The sequence below is a fragment of the Metabacillus idriensis genome (assembly GCF_009674765.1).
Classification (GTDB): Bacteria; Bacillota; Bacilli; order Bacillales; family Bacillaceae; genus Bacillus_P; species Bacillus_P idriensis.
Window position 1 is genome coordinate 1,028,703 of record NZ_WKKF01000001.1, and the last position, 12,184, is coordinate 1,040,886.

Genomic DNA, 12,184 nt, shown 5'->3' on the forward strand with positions numbered 1-12,184 from the left:
TGATTTATGAATGACATGATTGAGATAAAAGGCTTAACGAAAAGATTTAAAGATTCTTCCGTATTCCAAGATGTGAATTTATCCATCAGGCAAGGCGAAATTGTCTCTCTTGTCGGACCATCAGGGACAGGGAAAACAACCCTTTTAAGATGCATTGCCGGATTAGAGACGGCTGATGCAGGCGGAATTTGGATTGATGGGAAAGACATGTCAGAAGTGCGTGCTCAAAAAAGACCAGTTGTCATGATGTTTCAGCAGCCTCTTTTGTTTTCTCATATGACGGTATTTGAAAACGTGGAATATGGATTAAAAGTCATGAAAGAAAAAAAGCGCAAAGAAAGAGTGGCTGAGATGCTGAACAGGGTGGATATGATCCAATTTCAGTCCGCTTATCCAAACGAACTGTCAGGCGGACAGCAGCAGCGGATTGCATTGGCGCGGGCTTTAATCACAAGGCCTAAACTCCTCTTGCTGGATGAACCTTTTGCGAGTCTTGATCCAGCCCTTCGAAGCCGCCTTAGAACATGGGTCAGAAACTTGCTAAAGGAACAGCACACCTCCGCTCTGTTTGTCACCCATGATATGGAGGAAGCGATGTATATGGGAGACATGACGGCCATCATAGCAAATGGAAGCATTCAGCAAATGGGCACTCCAGAGCAGCTGTATCTTCATCCGGAAAATCCGGAAGCAGCGGCCTTTTTCAGCGAAGGATTGATGATTGACGATACCTCCTTTGCCCATGTAAAGAATTTGCGGATGGTACGAAATGAGTCGGAGTATAAGCCGATTTCTTTTCAAGCAGAAGTTAAGCACATTGTTCAAAAGCATGGCATGACGTTTTACACGCTCTTCTTAGACCGGAACGGCGAACTGCTGACACTGCATTCAGATCTGAAAGCGGACATTGGTGATTCCGTATTTGTTGAAATAATAGATCCTGACATGCTTTGCTATTTTGATCTAGACATGCTGAAGGAAGAGACAGGATGAAGAAACAAACCATAATAAAACTTCTCTTGGTCATTTGTCTGGTTCTAATGATGTTATGGATTAATCAGCGTTTTTTGAAAATAGAACCGGTACTTATCAAAGAATGGATTTTATCCTTTGGTCTTTGGGCACCGCTGCTCTATATAGCTCTCTATTCAATAAGGCCGCTTGTGCTTTTCCCGGCATCAATTCTCTCAATAGCAGGAGGTCTTGCATTCGGGCCTTATTTTGGTACGGTGTACACAATGATTGGTGCAACGGCTGGAGCGATTATTGCCTATTTGGCTGCAGGGAAATTAAAGGTTGATCTATTCAAAACCAAAGAAAACGATAAAGCGGATGTGCTGAAACGCCAGCTTGAGCAGAATGGGTTTTTCTATGTTCTAATCTTAAGGCTTATACCTCTTTTCCATTTTGATTTGATCAGCTATTCGGCGGGTGTTTCTAAGGTAAAGCTGATTCCATTTGCGTCTGCTACTTTTATAGGGATTATTCCAGGTACATTCGCCTTTACATTCCTTGGTTCCAGCTTGGCTGCAGGCGACAACGCGATTATAGCGGCAGCCTGCATGATCTTTCTGCTATTGCTCATAGTGCCGCTCTTTTTCAAAAAGCAACTAAAAAAAATGATCATCCACAACAGGAAATGAGGACACATTATGCTAGATACTCATGCACGCAAGTATGTGCAGCCTATTATTGAAAAGTCAGCTGTTCAGCTGTTAAAGACTGGCTTATCTGCCAATCAGGTAACTGTTCTTGCTTTTATGATCGGATCCGCTTCAGGTGTATTCATTTATCTAGAACAGCCGATTTTGGCCTTATTTGTTTTATGGTTTTCAGGCTACCTGGATGCAGTTGACGGAACGATGGCAAGACTGACGAAGCCGTCCGGTTTTGGAACGGTTCTTGATATAACGTTTGACAGAGTCGTTGAAATCAGTGTCATCGTCGGTCTAGCATTAGCTTACCCTGAGGCACAATTGCCGCTGCTATTGCTTTCTGTTTCTATCATTATTTCCATGACTATCTTTTTGACGGTTGGAGCAATCAGTGAAAAGCAGGGCGTCAAATCATTCTACTATCAGGCAGGACTTGCCGAGCGAACGGAAGGATTTATTTTGTTTTCCCTGATGATTTTGTTTACTGATCAGCTGATTTTCATCACCTATTTATTCTTTGCGATTGAATTATTCACCGCATTGCAGCGGCTGCTTGAAGCAAAAAAAATACTGAAATAGGGGGAGAGAAACATGGAAGAATATGATGTGATTGTCATTGGCGGAGGCGCAGGCGGCCTGACCGTGGCGGCAGGAGCTGCAAGTCTTGGTGCTCACGTTGCCTTAATAGAAAAAGATAAAAACTTAGGCGGTGACTGCCTTCATGTTGGCTGTGTGCCATCAAAGGCGCTGATTTCTGCCGCAAATCACGTTTATGAGGCAAAACAGACAGCTGCATCATTTGGATTATCCGTGAGCGGCGGGATCAATATGAAGCAGATCATGAATCATGTTCACCAAGCGATAGCAGCTATTCAGGAGCATGATGACGATGAACGCTTTACAAAGCTTGGAATCGATGTCATCCATGGAACGGCAGCTTTTCAGACTAAACATGAAATAAAAGTCGGAGAACAGGTCATAAAGGGGAAAAAGATTGTGATTGCGACAGGATCAAGACCTGCTGTGCCGGATATTGAAGGACTTAAAGATTCCAGGTTTTTAACGAATCAAACCGTCTTTCATCTGGATCGTCTTCCTGAAAAATTAGCTGTGATCGGAGGCGGACCAATCGGTGTCGAGCTTGCACAGGCTTTTTCAAGACTTGGCTCTGAAGTTACCATCATTGAAAGATCATCCATGCTCCTTTCCAAAGAAGATGATGAAATCAGGGAGCTTGCAACGGATTTGCTGGGGAAAGAGATGACGATTTTAACAGAGGCAAGCATTGAATCTGCTTCAGCATTTGAAGACCGCAAAGAGCTTGTGATCTGTCAGGACGGTGTGCTGAAGACATTAGAAGTAAATGAGATTTTGCTTGCTGCAGGCAGGAAGCCGAATTCTGATAAACTGAACTTAAATGAAATTGGAGTCGCATGCGACGAGAAAGGTTTTATTAAAGTGAACGACTCGATGCAGAGCAGCCTATCCCATATTTATGCCATCGGTGATGTGAATGGAAACTATCTATTCACGCATGCAGCCGGAATGGAAGGCAAAGCTGTTGTACAGAAAGCTGTTCTGGGGTTGCCGAATAAAGTGAAATATGGCCATATGCCTTGGGTTACATACACAAGTCCCGAAATCTTCCATCTGGGATTGACAGAGAAAGAGGCAAAAGAAGCGCATAAAGAGATTCAAGTATTTAAAGCTCCGCTCAATGAAGTCGATCGTTTTATTGCCGACGGCGCAACAGATGGTTTTGTAAAAATTATAACAAACACAGGCGGAACAATCCTCGGGGCACACGCGATTGGCAAAGGAGCAGGAGATTGGATGCAGACTGTGGTGTTTGCAAAACAAAACGGGAAAAAAATCGGAGATCTCTCTCAAATGGTCTACCCGTATCCGAATCATGCAGCAGCTGTGCAAAAAACGGCTGATCTGTATTGGAGAGAAAAACTATTTTCAGGCATTCTGCCAAAGCTGACTGAAAAATGGATCAAAGTGAAGCCTTAAAAAGCATGGAGAAGTCCATGCTTTTTTTGAAGGTTTATATTCTATAGTCCTGATTTGATTTGAAGTTTGCAAGTAATGAAATTGCTAATAACAGGGTATTTTCTCTCAGCTCCCCATCTTCCGCATGTATCTTCTGTCTATCCAATGCTTGATTCTCCATGCGAGAGAACCATAAAACGAAAATCCTCCATATAAAAATAATCCCTTTTTATCACCCGCTGAGAGAATGCTGATAAATCGCTTTTGCGGATTGAAGGCTGTCATTTCGTCTTCAGACAGAAATCTCCTGATATTTTTAAATAAAACAGGTGCCTGACGGATAGCATATACACCGTTTTTGGGGAGAGCCGAATGCTGCTTCAAAGTGACACAGTCACCTGCTCCGAAAATGAATGGAAAACGGGGAACCTGCAGTTTGGCATTCACAAGCAAAAAACCATGTTCATCACATTCCATGCCGCTCTCTATTAAAAGAGGATGAGCTTTCGGCCCAGTAACTGCAAGGGCTATGTCATAGTTAACATGCAGGTCATCCGTATAAATGGCATGTTCTTCTATATTTGAAATCTCCTGATGTTCAATGACGCCTATGCCGTTTTTAATCAGAATACGAGACATTTTTTTGGAAAGCTTATCGCCATATGAATCCATTAAACTTGTCTTGCTCAAAAGGATCAGATTGGAGGGAAGTCCATATTTTCTGCGAAATGAAGCAGCTGAAAGGGCAAGTTCCACCCCAGCGGCTCCGCCTCCAATAATGACGGGATTTTCAGCACTTCTCAGCTCCTGAATACTTTCAGGAACCGTATAAGTTGGTTTTAAACTAATCACCCCATGGGCAGATAAGCTGCTGAATTTTGTCAGAGAACCGATATCAACAGAAAGGATATCAAATTGGATGATTTTCCCGGCCCTGGTTTCCACTTGCTTTAGGCAAGGATCGATTTTTACTGCTTCACCTTTTAAAAACGATACACCTGTCCGGCTGCATAGAGCTTCAACATTTATTCTTATTTCCTCCTCTTCGTACAGTCCTTCTGTAAAACCGGAAAACATGCCGGAATAATACTGAAAAGAAGATGGAGAGAGACAAGTAATGCTGCAGTCCAGTTCTTCTGTTTCCAATTTTTTTAAAAAAGCAACGTGTGCATGGCCGGCGCCGAGTAATAGGATATGCTTCAAATCAATCACTCCCAAAATACATCAGTCTTCCAGCGGACTGATGTTATTAATGTTGCCAAATGAGAAAAGCACATGATTCTGTTGATGAAGCCTGAACAGAACACATGTGCACGGTTAATTATATATTTTAAGTCGTGTATGTAATGGAATAGGTTCACTTGATTCATCCCATCTTGGGACACTTAAACAACGTAAGCCCTGCCTCTCATACGTCCTTGCGGTTCCAAGCCCGCGCCAGCTAGAGTAAGTGTAAATCTCAGATGTGTCCGAATCATTGCCTCTAAGCTTTATTTACCCGAATTTCAGGCATTAAAACGTATAGAAAAAAGTTTATCTTTTTCGAAACGCATGAATTCTCAAAATAATAATACGGATAAGAAATCCGGTCAGCAATCCTGGAATGAGAGAAAGCATCGGGAGCCAAATCGGTCCAAACAGCACGCCGAACAGCTTTAATTTAGGGGAGTACATTAATCCGACCGTTACAAAATAAGCGCCGAAGGCAAAAGGCAAAAAAGACAGGGGAGGCTCGGGACCATCCGCATTTTTATAAGCGTCATACATCGCAAACATGTATACGCACGGATAAAACATCAGCCATCCGAATTCCACCGTTTGAACGGCCTCCTCAATTTCTCCTAAAAAACTGAGCATGATGACCTGATTGAAGTGACTATATGTATTAATCAGCAGTTCAAGCGTTATAAACAGGATGCCTTTAATCAGCTGACGGTTCAGAAGCTGTCCAAACCCCGGGAACGCAATGCTCCATAACAGAACTTCTAGTTTACTTGTTTTCACATTCATACCTACCTATCAGGATTTGTGTGATTTCCATTGAACGAATCAATCTTATGTTATTTTTTGTAAAAAACCGCAGAACATACTATAAATTTAATACTGTTTATCTATTCACAAAAAAAGTTCATGAAATCTGCTACTTTGGTGACCGTTTCCTTGTATAACGTATTCGAAAGGAGGTGATCAGCATGGCAGAAACAATCATTCTTGATTCACAGCTTCGCCTGGTATTCGATATGGGCATGAATGAAAAGGGAGAGCAGGTTTACAAATACAAGAATTACAACAACGTGAAAACGTCAGCAACCGCTGAACAGCTGCTTCAGGCAGCATCTGCAATCACAGATTTGCAAACTCAGATTTTATCTCATGTCGAACGAAACGATTCTCATCAGGTAACAGCTTAATCCACCTGGAAATATAGAAGAAGGGAGGGAATGTAAATGGCGAAAACGCTGGAACTTCAATTTTTAAACGAAGAAGGCAAGCAGGTGAAAATCAACATCGATTCTCCAAAAGAACCAGTTGTTGAGAGTGATGTGTCAAATGCGATGGACCTAATCCTTGTTTCAAATACTTTCACATCTCCAGGCGGAGACTTAATCAGCAAAAAAGGGGCGCGTGTCGTTGAGAGAAATTTAACCGACCTGACAATCGGATAATGAAATGAGGGTCAGATCTCTGTTCGGGATCTGGCCCTTCCTCTCTAAAGGGGTAAGCAAATAGTCGACATAAAAACTGGAAAAGGAGGAAACCTATTATGGAACAGTGGATTCAATTAATAAGCGATGTCGGTTTTCCGATTATGGTTACTCTCTATCTGCTGCACCGGATTGAAAGCAAACTGGACACTTTAAATGCGTCCATTCAAATGCTTCCTAAGCAGTGGAATCAGTAGCCTGACAACAAAGCTTCTCTGCTTATTTAAATAAATCCTTTAAATGGGGAAGTGAAATCATTGGATGTTTATCAGGATTTAAAAAAAGGAGAACGCGGTGCCTGGCTGAGCATTGGAGCTTACGTCCTTCTAGCAGCAGCAAAGCTTGGCATCGGCTATGCGTACTCTTCTCAGGCCCTGCTTGCAGACGGCCTGAATAACGGGACAGATGTGATTGCATCGGCAGCCGTTTTAGTCGGCTTGAAAATTTCCCAAAAGCCGCCTGACCATGATCATCCATACGGACATTTTAAAGCGGAGGCAATTGCGGCACTGGTTGCTTCATTTATTATCATGTCTGTCGGGATTCAGGTTTTGTTCGAAGGATTTAAATCCATCATAGAGCCCAAAACAGAATCACCCAATTTAATCACCGCATGGGCAGCCATCATCAGTGCCATCATCATGTATGGAGTTTACCGCTACAATAAATCATTGGCGAAAAAGATCAATTCAAAAGCTCTGATCGCAGCAGCCCACGACAACCGTTCAGATGCACTTGTAAGCGTTGGTGCTTTTGTGGGTATTGTTGCGTCTCAATTTGGCGTTGCATGGTTTGACACGATTACAGCCATCACAATCGGTTTCATTATCTGTAAAACGGCATGGGATATTTTTAAAGAAACGGCTCATTCCCTGACAGACGGTTTTGATGATCAGAAGCTGCTGAACTTTAAAGCAACCGTAGAATCAACTCCGGGAGTAGACAGAATCAAGGATATTAAAGCACGCTACTTGGGAAGCAGTGTCATCGTGGATGTCGTTATTGAAGTTCATGCAGGACTGAATGTAACCGAAAGCCACGAAATTACAGATGAAGTGGAAAAAAGAATGGAGAAAGACCATCGCATTTCTCATGTGCATGTTCATATTGAACCATCTTGATTAAAAATAATCATTCAAAATGGCTTCCGGCTGGAAGTCATTTTTCTATTTAAAAGTTCCGATGTCTCGACAGAATCATACAAAGGGGATCTGACCTGAATTGGCGAATGTATTATATATGATAAGAAAAGCGCAAGCTCCCGTTCTGGCCGAGGAGCCTGAGCGTTGGAGCTGCGCAAAATTTTATCTATTCATCTCTCTTAAAAAAGCTCTTTTCGTAAATATTGTTGCTGACAGACTAAATGTTAAAAACCTTAAGTGGATTGCAGCGGAAGGAACGGTCAACATTTATCATGAAAGACAACAATCTATGTGAAAACAGCTTAAAAAAAAAGGAGGATTTCAAAATGCCTGAGAAGGAAAAAGTCTTGAAAATCAAAGAGTTCAGTGATGATATCGTCCGGAAAGTGCTGCATGATGAATACTCCCCTGATGCTCATTCCTTAAAAAATGTAGTCGAACTGCTATCAAGATCTGTCTATGATTTATCAGAAATGTATCTGAATGATCAATGCAATCATGAAGAAACCCTCAAAGGCACTTTGGCAAAAATGAAAATTGCCTGTAATACAGTGGATCAAAACCGAATTAAAACACCTTAAAAAAGAACACTCAGAGTGTTCTTTTTTTACTGAACTTAATAATTACAGCATCAATTAGGAGATTTGGCTCAAAATACAAACGTATGTTCCTGTTTTGTTCGATTAATGATATAATGGACTTGCAGGTCAATCTTTAATGGATCAGTTTGAACCCCTAGGAAAGGGGGGATGACATTTGACAATCTTTGAAAGTTTAGTTGTAATGGTTTCATTTGCTACGTTAATTGTGGCAGTGCTCGGTTTTGGGCAAAAAAAATAGACCTCTGCATCTCAAGAGGTCACAGTAAATCGCTTGTGTATTAAGCTGATCCGTTCAAGTGCTGTTTGACTGCTTTGGCTGTAGATGTGGCATCATCTGCAGCTTTATGGAAATAGTATATCATAAAATGACAGGGAAATTCCCGTCATAAAGCTGATTTTTTACAAAACGTTTCAAATAAATAAAAGAGAAAAAGACGGTCAAAAGATCCGTCTTTCTGCAGCTTACATGTATGTAAACCTTATTTTTGTTTTTTGTTCGCTTTTTGCTGGTTCAATTCTTGAGAGAACTCAGTATCAGCTTGCTGGTTTTGCTGTTGTTGATTTTGCTGCTGCTGCTGCATGTTTTGCTGCTTGTTGTTTTGATTGTTCTTGTTCATCGTTCATTCCTCCTTTCAGTGAATTTTCCTTTCGTTGGATAGTTTGCATCAAACATACAATTTTTAAACCTATATATTGCTATTTTTTGCAGAAGAAAGTTTTTTTGAAAAAATAATGAATTCCCCCTTCAATAACTTGAATTTTGTTCGATATAAGAGATAAGGGGGAGTTTTTATTGTTTAACTTGAATGCAGATTTGTTTTTAATGTTCCTTGTTCTCGTTCAATCGGTTATCAGTTATTACCTGACGCCGGTGTTCACAACTATATACAGTCTTAAAACTCAAGATAAACAGCCCAAAATGATAGGAGTCCTCAGTTTAACCCTTGGTTTCTTGTTTTGGCTGACTCACCTGCTTGCCATTTGTTCCGTTCATTTGGAAGTAACACTTCAGCAGCCTTTCCTATACTTTCTGGTTAGCTATGCTGTTTGCAGTGCTGTTGCTTTTTTCTCCATAAGAACAGGAGGCATACCGTCAATGAGCTCAAAAGGTTATATTATAACGGGATGCGGTATGTCTCTTGGAATTGTTTTGGTTGATTTTATTGGCTATGCACTATTATTTCACGGTCAAATTGAAGTGAAGCCGCTGCTGATTTTCTTTGCTGTGCTTTTGTCTGCGTCATTCAGTTTTTCTGCACTAAGACTATTATTAATCGCTTTAGAGGACAGTTTGGTAAATCAGCGCCGTTCGAAATACTATCGAACGGCAGGAAGCATCATTGGGGGAGTATCACTTGCGGGTATCCCATATGTGATCATGACTTCATTAATTGACTATCAGCTTGCAGATGGCGGACCGTATCACTATTTGCTTCCTTTTCTAGTTGTCTTTTTATTAAATCTTATTCTCACATTTATTCCTGACTTGTACAGCCATACGATGATGAATGAACAGTCTGAGCGGATTAATGAAAAGGAAGAGAGGTTTCGCTCATTGTTTCATCACAGTCCTGATGGGGTGATATCAACTGACCTGCAGGGGGTCATTACTTCAGTCAACAAAGTAGCGGCAGCCATGACCGAGCTGCCGGAAAAGAATTTGATCGGACTAAGTTTTCTGACTTTAATAAAAGAAGCGGACCATCAAAAAGCTTTATTTTACTTTTCTGAAATTGTAAAAGGGGACTTCAGTGAAAATGAGCTGTCTGTTTCCCTGCAGAGTAAAAATGGAGAAACACTTGATGTTTTAATCACAGCCGTGCGGCAAGTTGTTAATCATAAAGTTGTAGGAGTATATGGCGTTGTAAAAGACGTCACTGAGAGCAAAAAAGCTCAGAACCGCATCAATTATCTGGCCTTTCATGATGAGTTGACAGGACTTCCAAATCGCAGATTCTTTATTCAGAAGCTTTCAGATTTAAAATCAGAAAATCAGGCTTTTGCTATATTAAATCTGGATTTTGACCGCTTCAAACGTTTGAATGATTTATTTGGGCATGCATTTGGTGACTTGGTGCTGGTAAAGATAGCAGAAAGACTTACATCCGTTCTCCCCGAACAGTCCATTCTTTCAAGGCTTGGCGGTGATGAGTTCAGCATTATTTTGCTTTCTGATGATTATAAGGCAGCAAATGAAACCGCAAATGATATTGTTCATCATTTTCGCTTGCCGATGAAGATCAGAGAAAATGACTGTTTAGTGACCGCAAGCATTGGAATCGCCCATTATCCTGCACACAGCACTGACGCTGAAATGCTGATGAAATTCGCGGATATTGCAATGTACGATGTGAAAATGAACGGTTCGAACAGTTTCGGCGTCTATAAGCCCGAAATGAATGATAAATTAATTGAAAAAATAAGGATTGAAAATGAATTGCGCAAAGCTCTTCAATATAAAGAACTTAGCGTTTATTTTCAGCCGAAGTTCAAAGAGAACCTCGCTACGGTCATTGGTGCAGAGGCTTTGGTCAGATGGAAGCATGCCGAGCTTGGTTTTATTTCACCCGCAACTTTTATTCCGATTGCAGAAGAGACGGGTTTGATTTTTGAGCTGGAACGTTTTGTCCTTGGTGAAGTTGCAAGCCATGTACAGACATGGGAAAGTGAAAACCTGAATTTCGGCCGGGTTTCAATTAATATTTCACACCTCCATCTCTACCAGGATGACTTGATTCAAACCATTGATGAGATTCTGTCTTCTTATCAAATTCATGCATCAAGTCTTGAGCTTGAAATCACAGAAACAGCTATGATGGATAATGAGCTTGAGGCGAACAAGAAATTATCAAAGCTTCGGAGCAGGGGAATTGAGATCAGCATGGATGATTTTGGCACGGGATACAGCTCTCTGAGTTATTTGCAGAAGCTCAGCATCGACAGGCTGAAAATCGACCAATCGTTTATAAGAGAAATGGAAAAGCATAATAGAAACGAAGCGATTGTCTCTATGATCATTTCGATGGCGAATCACCTCGAGCTGAAAGTGATTGCTGAAGGGGTTGAAACGAAAACACAAAAAGATCTTCTTGCAAAATTAGGTTGTCTTGAATTTCAGGGATACCTTGGCGGAAGACCGATTCCTGCAGAGGAATTTTCAGATATGTATTTATCAGGCAGCAAAGCTGTTTAGGGATAAAACAGAAAAAGGGCGACAAGATCGCCCTTTTTGTTCTGTCTCTTATTAAACTTTTACCTGCAGCTGCTTTTTGTTCATTTCTAAAACTTGCTTAATGGCTTCCCCTACAGAGGAGGCGGTATATGCGGCTTCCTTTTTCACTTCTGGGAGAGCATCTTCCATGGCAAAACTGTGAGGGGTCATATTGAACATGGGAATATCATTAAATGAGTCGCCAATGCAGGCAACTTCTTCGGGCTTTATTCCGAGGTGTTCAATCAGCATCTTAAGTGCGTTTCCCTTGCTTATGTTTTTAGGCATGACATCCAGGCACTGCTTATCGGATATGTAGGTCTCAATTGTATCAGGATGACGTTCCTGCAGTGTTTTCTGCAGCTCAGAAATGGCTTCATATTCACCTAATATAGAAATTTTAGATGCTTTGACATCTTGTCCAAGAGCATGAAGGAGATTGACGTTCTCTTCAATTGGAGAGAACATTCTCGATTCAATGCCCGTGATGACTTCATCACGGCGTTCTGTATAATTTTTGCTGTAGTCTGCGATAATTGTGATTAAATCTGTAGAACGGACTTGTTCAAACACTTCTTTAGCAATTACATTTTCAAAGGTGAGCGCATGCAGCGATTCATCTTGATCTGTATTGATGAAAGCTCCATTTTGACTGATTCGATGATACTTTTCCCCAACCATCGTCAAAATTTCTCCAATTTCCACATCCATTCTTCCGGAAGCTAAACATACATCCACACCATTTTTCTTTAATTCTTTAAGAGCGGAAATATCCTGCTCCGTCACTTTTTTTTCAAAGCTTAATAATGTTCCATCAAGATCACTTACAAATAGTTTTATCATTTCTGATCTCCTCCTTGATGAATCTATCTGC

The 12,184-nt window shown here is 41.1% G+C and carries 16 protein-coding genes; 12 read left to right on the plus strand and 4 right to left on the minus strand.

The window, feature by feature from the left end:
• Nucleotides 1-6 precede the first annotated feature (6 nt).
• The 4 genes from GJU41_RS05035 to GJU41_RS05050 are packed head-to-tail and all read left to right on the plus strand — an operon-like array spanning nt 7 to nt 3,671.
• The gene (locus GJU41_RS05035) at nt 7-993 is read left to right on the plus strand and encodes an ABC transporter ATP-binding protein (protein WP_070876765.1); all 987 of its coding nucleotides are present in this window, start codon (nt 7-9) and stop codon (nt 991-993) included.
• The gene (locus GJU41_RS05040) at nt 990-1,643 is read left to right on the plus strand and encodes a TVP38/TMEM64 family protein (protein WP_070876764.1); all 654 of its coding nucleotides are present in this window, start codon (nt 990-992) and stop codon (nt 1,641-1,643) included. The genes GJU41_RS05035 and GJU41_RS05040 overlap by 4 nt, the downstream gene beginning before the upstream one ends.
• Nucleotides 1,644-1,652: 9 nt before the next feature.
• Entirely contained in the window at nt 1,653-2,234 is a 582-nt protein-coding gene (locus GJU41_RS05045) for a CDP-alcohol phosphatidyltransferase family protein (RefSeq protein WP_154318105.1), read from the plus strand.
• 12 nt (nt 2,235-2,246) lie between these two features.
• A complete protein-coding gene (locus GJU41_RS05050; protein ID WP_154318106.1) occupies nt 2,247-3,671 on the plus strand; it encodes a dihydrolipoyl dehydrogenase family protein in 1,425 nt (474 codons plus the stop codon).
• 105 nt (nt 3,672-3,776) lie between these two features.
• Here GJU41_RS05050 and GJU41_RS05055 read toward each other — a convergent pair whose 3' ends face one another.
• Nucleotides 3,777-4,853 carry an FAD-dependent oxidoreductase gene (locus tag GJU41_RS05055; RefSeq protein ID WP_070876761.1) on the minus strand — a complete coding sequence of 359 codons (1,077 nt, stop codon included), beginning with the start codon at nt 4,851-4,853 and terminating at the stop codon, nt 3,777-3,779.
• 330 nt (nt 4,854-5,183) lie between these two features.
• Entirely contained in the window at nt 5,184-5,660 is a 477-nt protein-coding gene (locus GJU41_RS05060; protein WP_154318108.1) for a hypothetical protein, read from the minus strand.
• Nucleotides 5,661-5,842: 182 nt separating this feature from the next.
• Between GJU41_RS05060 and GJU41_RS05065 the strand changes: the two genes are divergently transcribed.
• The 7 genes from GJU41_RS05065 (at nt 5,843) to GJU41_RS25465 (ending at nt 8,337) form a co-directional block, all read left to right on the plus strand.
• Nucleotides 5,843-6,061 (plus strand): DUF1659 domain-containing protein, encoded by a 219-nt coding sequence (locus tag GJU41_RS05065; RefSeq protein ID WP_070876759.1) that lies wholly within the window; start codon nt 5,843-5,845, stop codon nt 6,059-6,061.
• Between the two features lie 36 nt (nt 6,062-6,097).
• Nucleotides 6,098-6,316, plus strand: a complete 219-nt coding sequence (locus tag GJU41_RS05070) for a DUF2922 domain-containing protein (protein ID WP_070876758.1) — start codon at nt 6,098-6,100, stop codon at nt 6,314-6,316.
• 98 nt (nt 6,317-6,414) lie between these two features.
• The gene (locus GJU41_RS05075; RefSeq protein ID WP_070876757.1) at nt 6,415-6,552 is read left to right on the plus strand and encodes a YvrJ family protein; all 138 of its coding nucleotides are present in this window, start codon (nt 6,415-6,417) and stop codon (nt 6,550-6,552) included.
• 60 nt (nt 6,553-6,612) lie between these two features.
• Nucleotides 6,613-7,476, plus strand: a complete 864-nt coding sequence (locus GJU41_RS05080; RefSeq protein ID WP_154318109.1) for a cation diffusion facilitator family transporter — start codon at nt 6,613-6,615, stop codon at nt 7,474-7,476.
• A 100-nt stretch (nt 7,477-7,576) separates the two neighbouring features.
• Complete coding sequence (locus GJU41_RS05085; protein WP_154318110.1) at nt 7,577-7,792, plus strand: hypothetical protein; 216 nt, start codon at nt 7,577-7,579, stop codon at nt 7,790-7,792.
• A gap of 31 nt (nt 7,793-7,823) precedes the next feature.
• Nucleotides 7,824-8,078, plus strand: a complete 255-nt coding sequence (locus GJU41_RS05090) for a hypothetical protein (protein WP_070876755.1) — start codon at nt 7,824-7,826, stop codon at nt 8,076-8,078.
• 175 nt (nt 8,079-8,253) lie between these two features.
• Entirely contained in the window at nt 8,254-8,337 is an 84-nt protein-coding gene (locus tag GJU41_RS25465) for a putative holin-like toxin (protein ID WP_223443286.1), read from the plus strand.
• A 241-nt stretch (nt 8,338-8,578) separates the two neighbouring features.
• Here the strand turns inward: GJU41_RS25465 and GJU41_RS24610 are convergent, their stop codons facing one another.
• The gene (locus tag GJU41_RS24610; RefSeq protein ID WP_170292723.1) at nt 8,579-8,716 is read right to left on the minus strand and encodes a hypothetical protein; all 138 of its coding nucleotides are present in this window, start codon (nt 8,714-8,716) and stop codon (nt 8,579-8,581) included.
• A gap of 176 nt (nt 8,717-8,892) precedes the next feature.
• On the opposite strand from GJU41_RS24610, the gene GJU41_RS05095 reads away from it, so the two are divergent.
• Nucleotides 8,893-11,292 (plus strand): bifunctional diguanylate cyclase/phosphodiesterase, encoded by a 2,400-nt coding sequence (locus GJU41_RS05095; protein WP_070876754.1) that lies wholly within the window; start codon nt 8,893-8,895, stop codon nt 11,290-11,292.
• Between the two features lie 51 nt (nt 11,293-11,343).
• Here the strand turns inward: GJU41_RS05095 and GJU41_RS05100 are convergent, their stop codons facing one another.
• Entirely contained in the window at nt 11,344-12,153 is an 810-nt protein-coding gene (locus GJU41_RS05100) for an HAD family hydrolase (RefSeq protein WP_070876753.1), read from the minus strand.
• Between the last annotated feature and the right edge of the window lie 31 nt (nt 12,154-12,184).

Coding starts and splice junctions, on each gene's coding strand:
- GJU41_RS05100 (WP_070876753.1), bottom strand. CDS start 12,153: ATGATAAAACTATTTGTAAGTGATCTTGATGGAACATTATTAAGCTTT.
- GJU41_RS05070 (WP_070876758.1), top strand. CDS start 6,098: ATGGCGAAAACGCTGGAACTTCAATTTTTAAACGAAGAAGGCAAGCAG.
- GJU41_RS05035 (WP_070876765.1), top strand. CDS start 7: ATGAATGACATGATTGAGATAAAAGGCTTAACGAAAAGATTTAAAGAT.
- GJU41_RS24610 (WP_170292723.1), bottom strand. CDS start 8,716: ATGAACAAGAACAATCAAAACAACAAGCAGCAAAACATGCAGCAGCAG.
- GJU41_RS05040 (WP_070876764.1), top strand. CDS start 990: ATGAAGAAACAAACCATAATAAAACTTCTCTTGGTCATTTGTCTGGTT.
- GJU41_RS05090 (WP_070876755.1), top strand. CDS start 7,824: ATGCCTGAGAAGGAAAAAGTCTTGAAAATCAAAGAGTTCAGTGATGAT.
- GJU41_RS05075 (WP_070876757.1), top strand. CDS start 6,415: ATGGAACAGTGGATTCAATTAATAAGCGATGTCGGTTTTCCGATTATG.
- GJU41_RS05045 (WP_154318105.1), top strand. CDS start 1,653: ATGCTAGATACTCATGCACGCAAGTATGTGCAGCCTATTATTGAAAAG.
- GJU41_RS05050 (WP_154318106.1), top strand. CDS start 2,247: ATGGAAGAATATGATGTGATTGTCATTGGCGGAGGCGCAGGCGGCCTG.
- GJU41_RS05060 (WP_154318108.1), bottom strand. CDS start 5,660: ATGAATGTGAAAACAAGTAAACTAGAAGTTCTGTTATGGAGCATTGCG.
- GJU41_RS05065 (WP_070876759.1), top strand. CDS start 5,843: ATGGCAGAAACAATCATTCTTGATTCACAGCTTCGCCTGGTATTCGAT.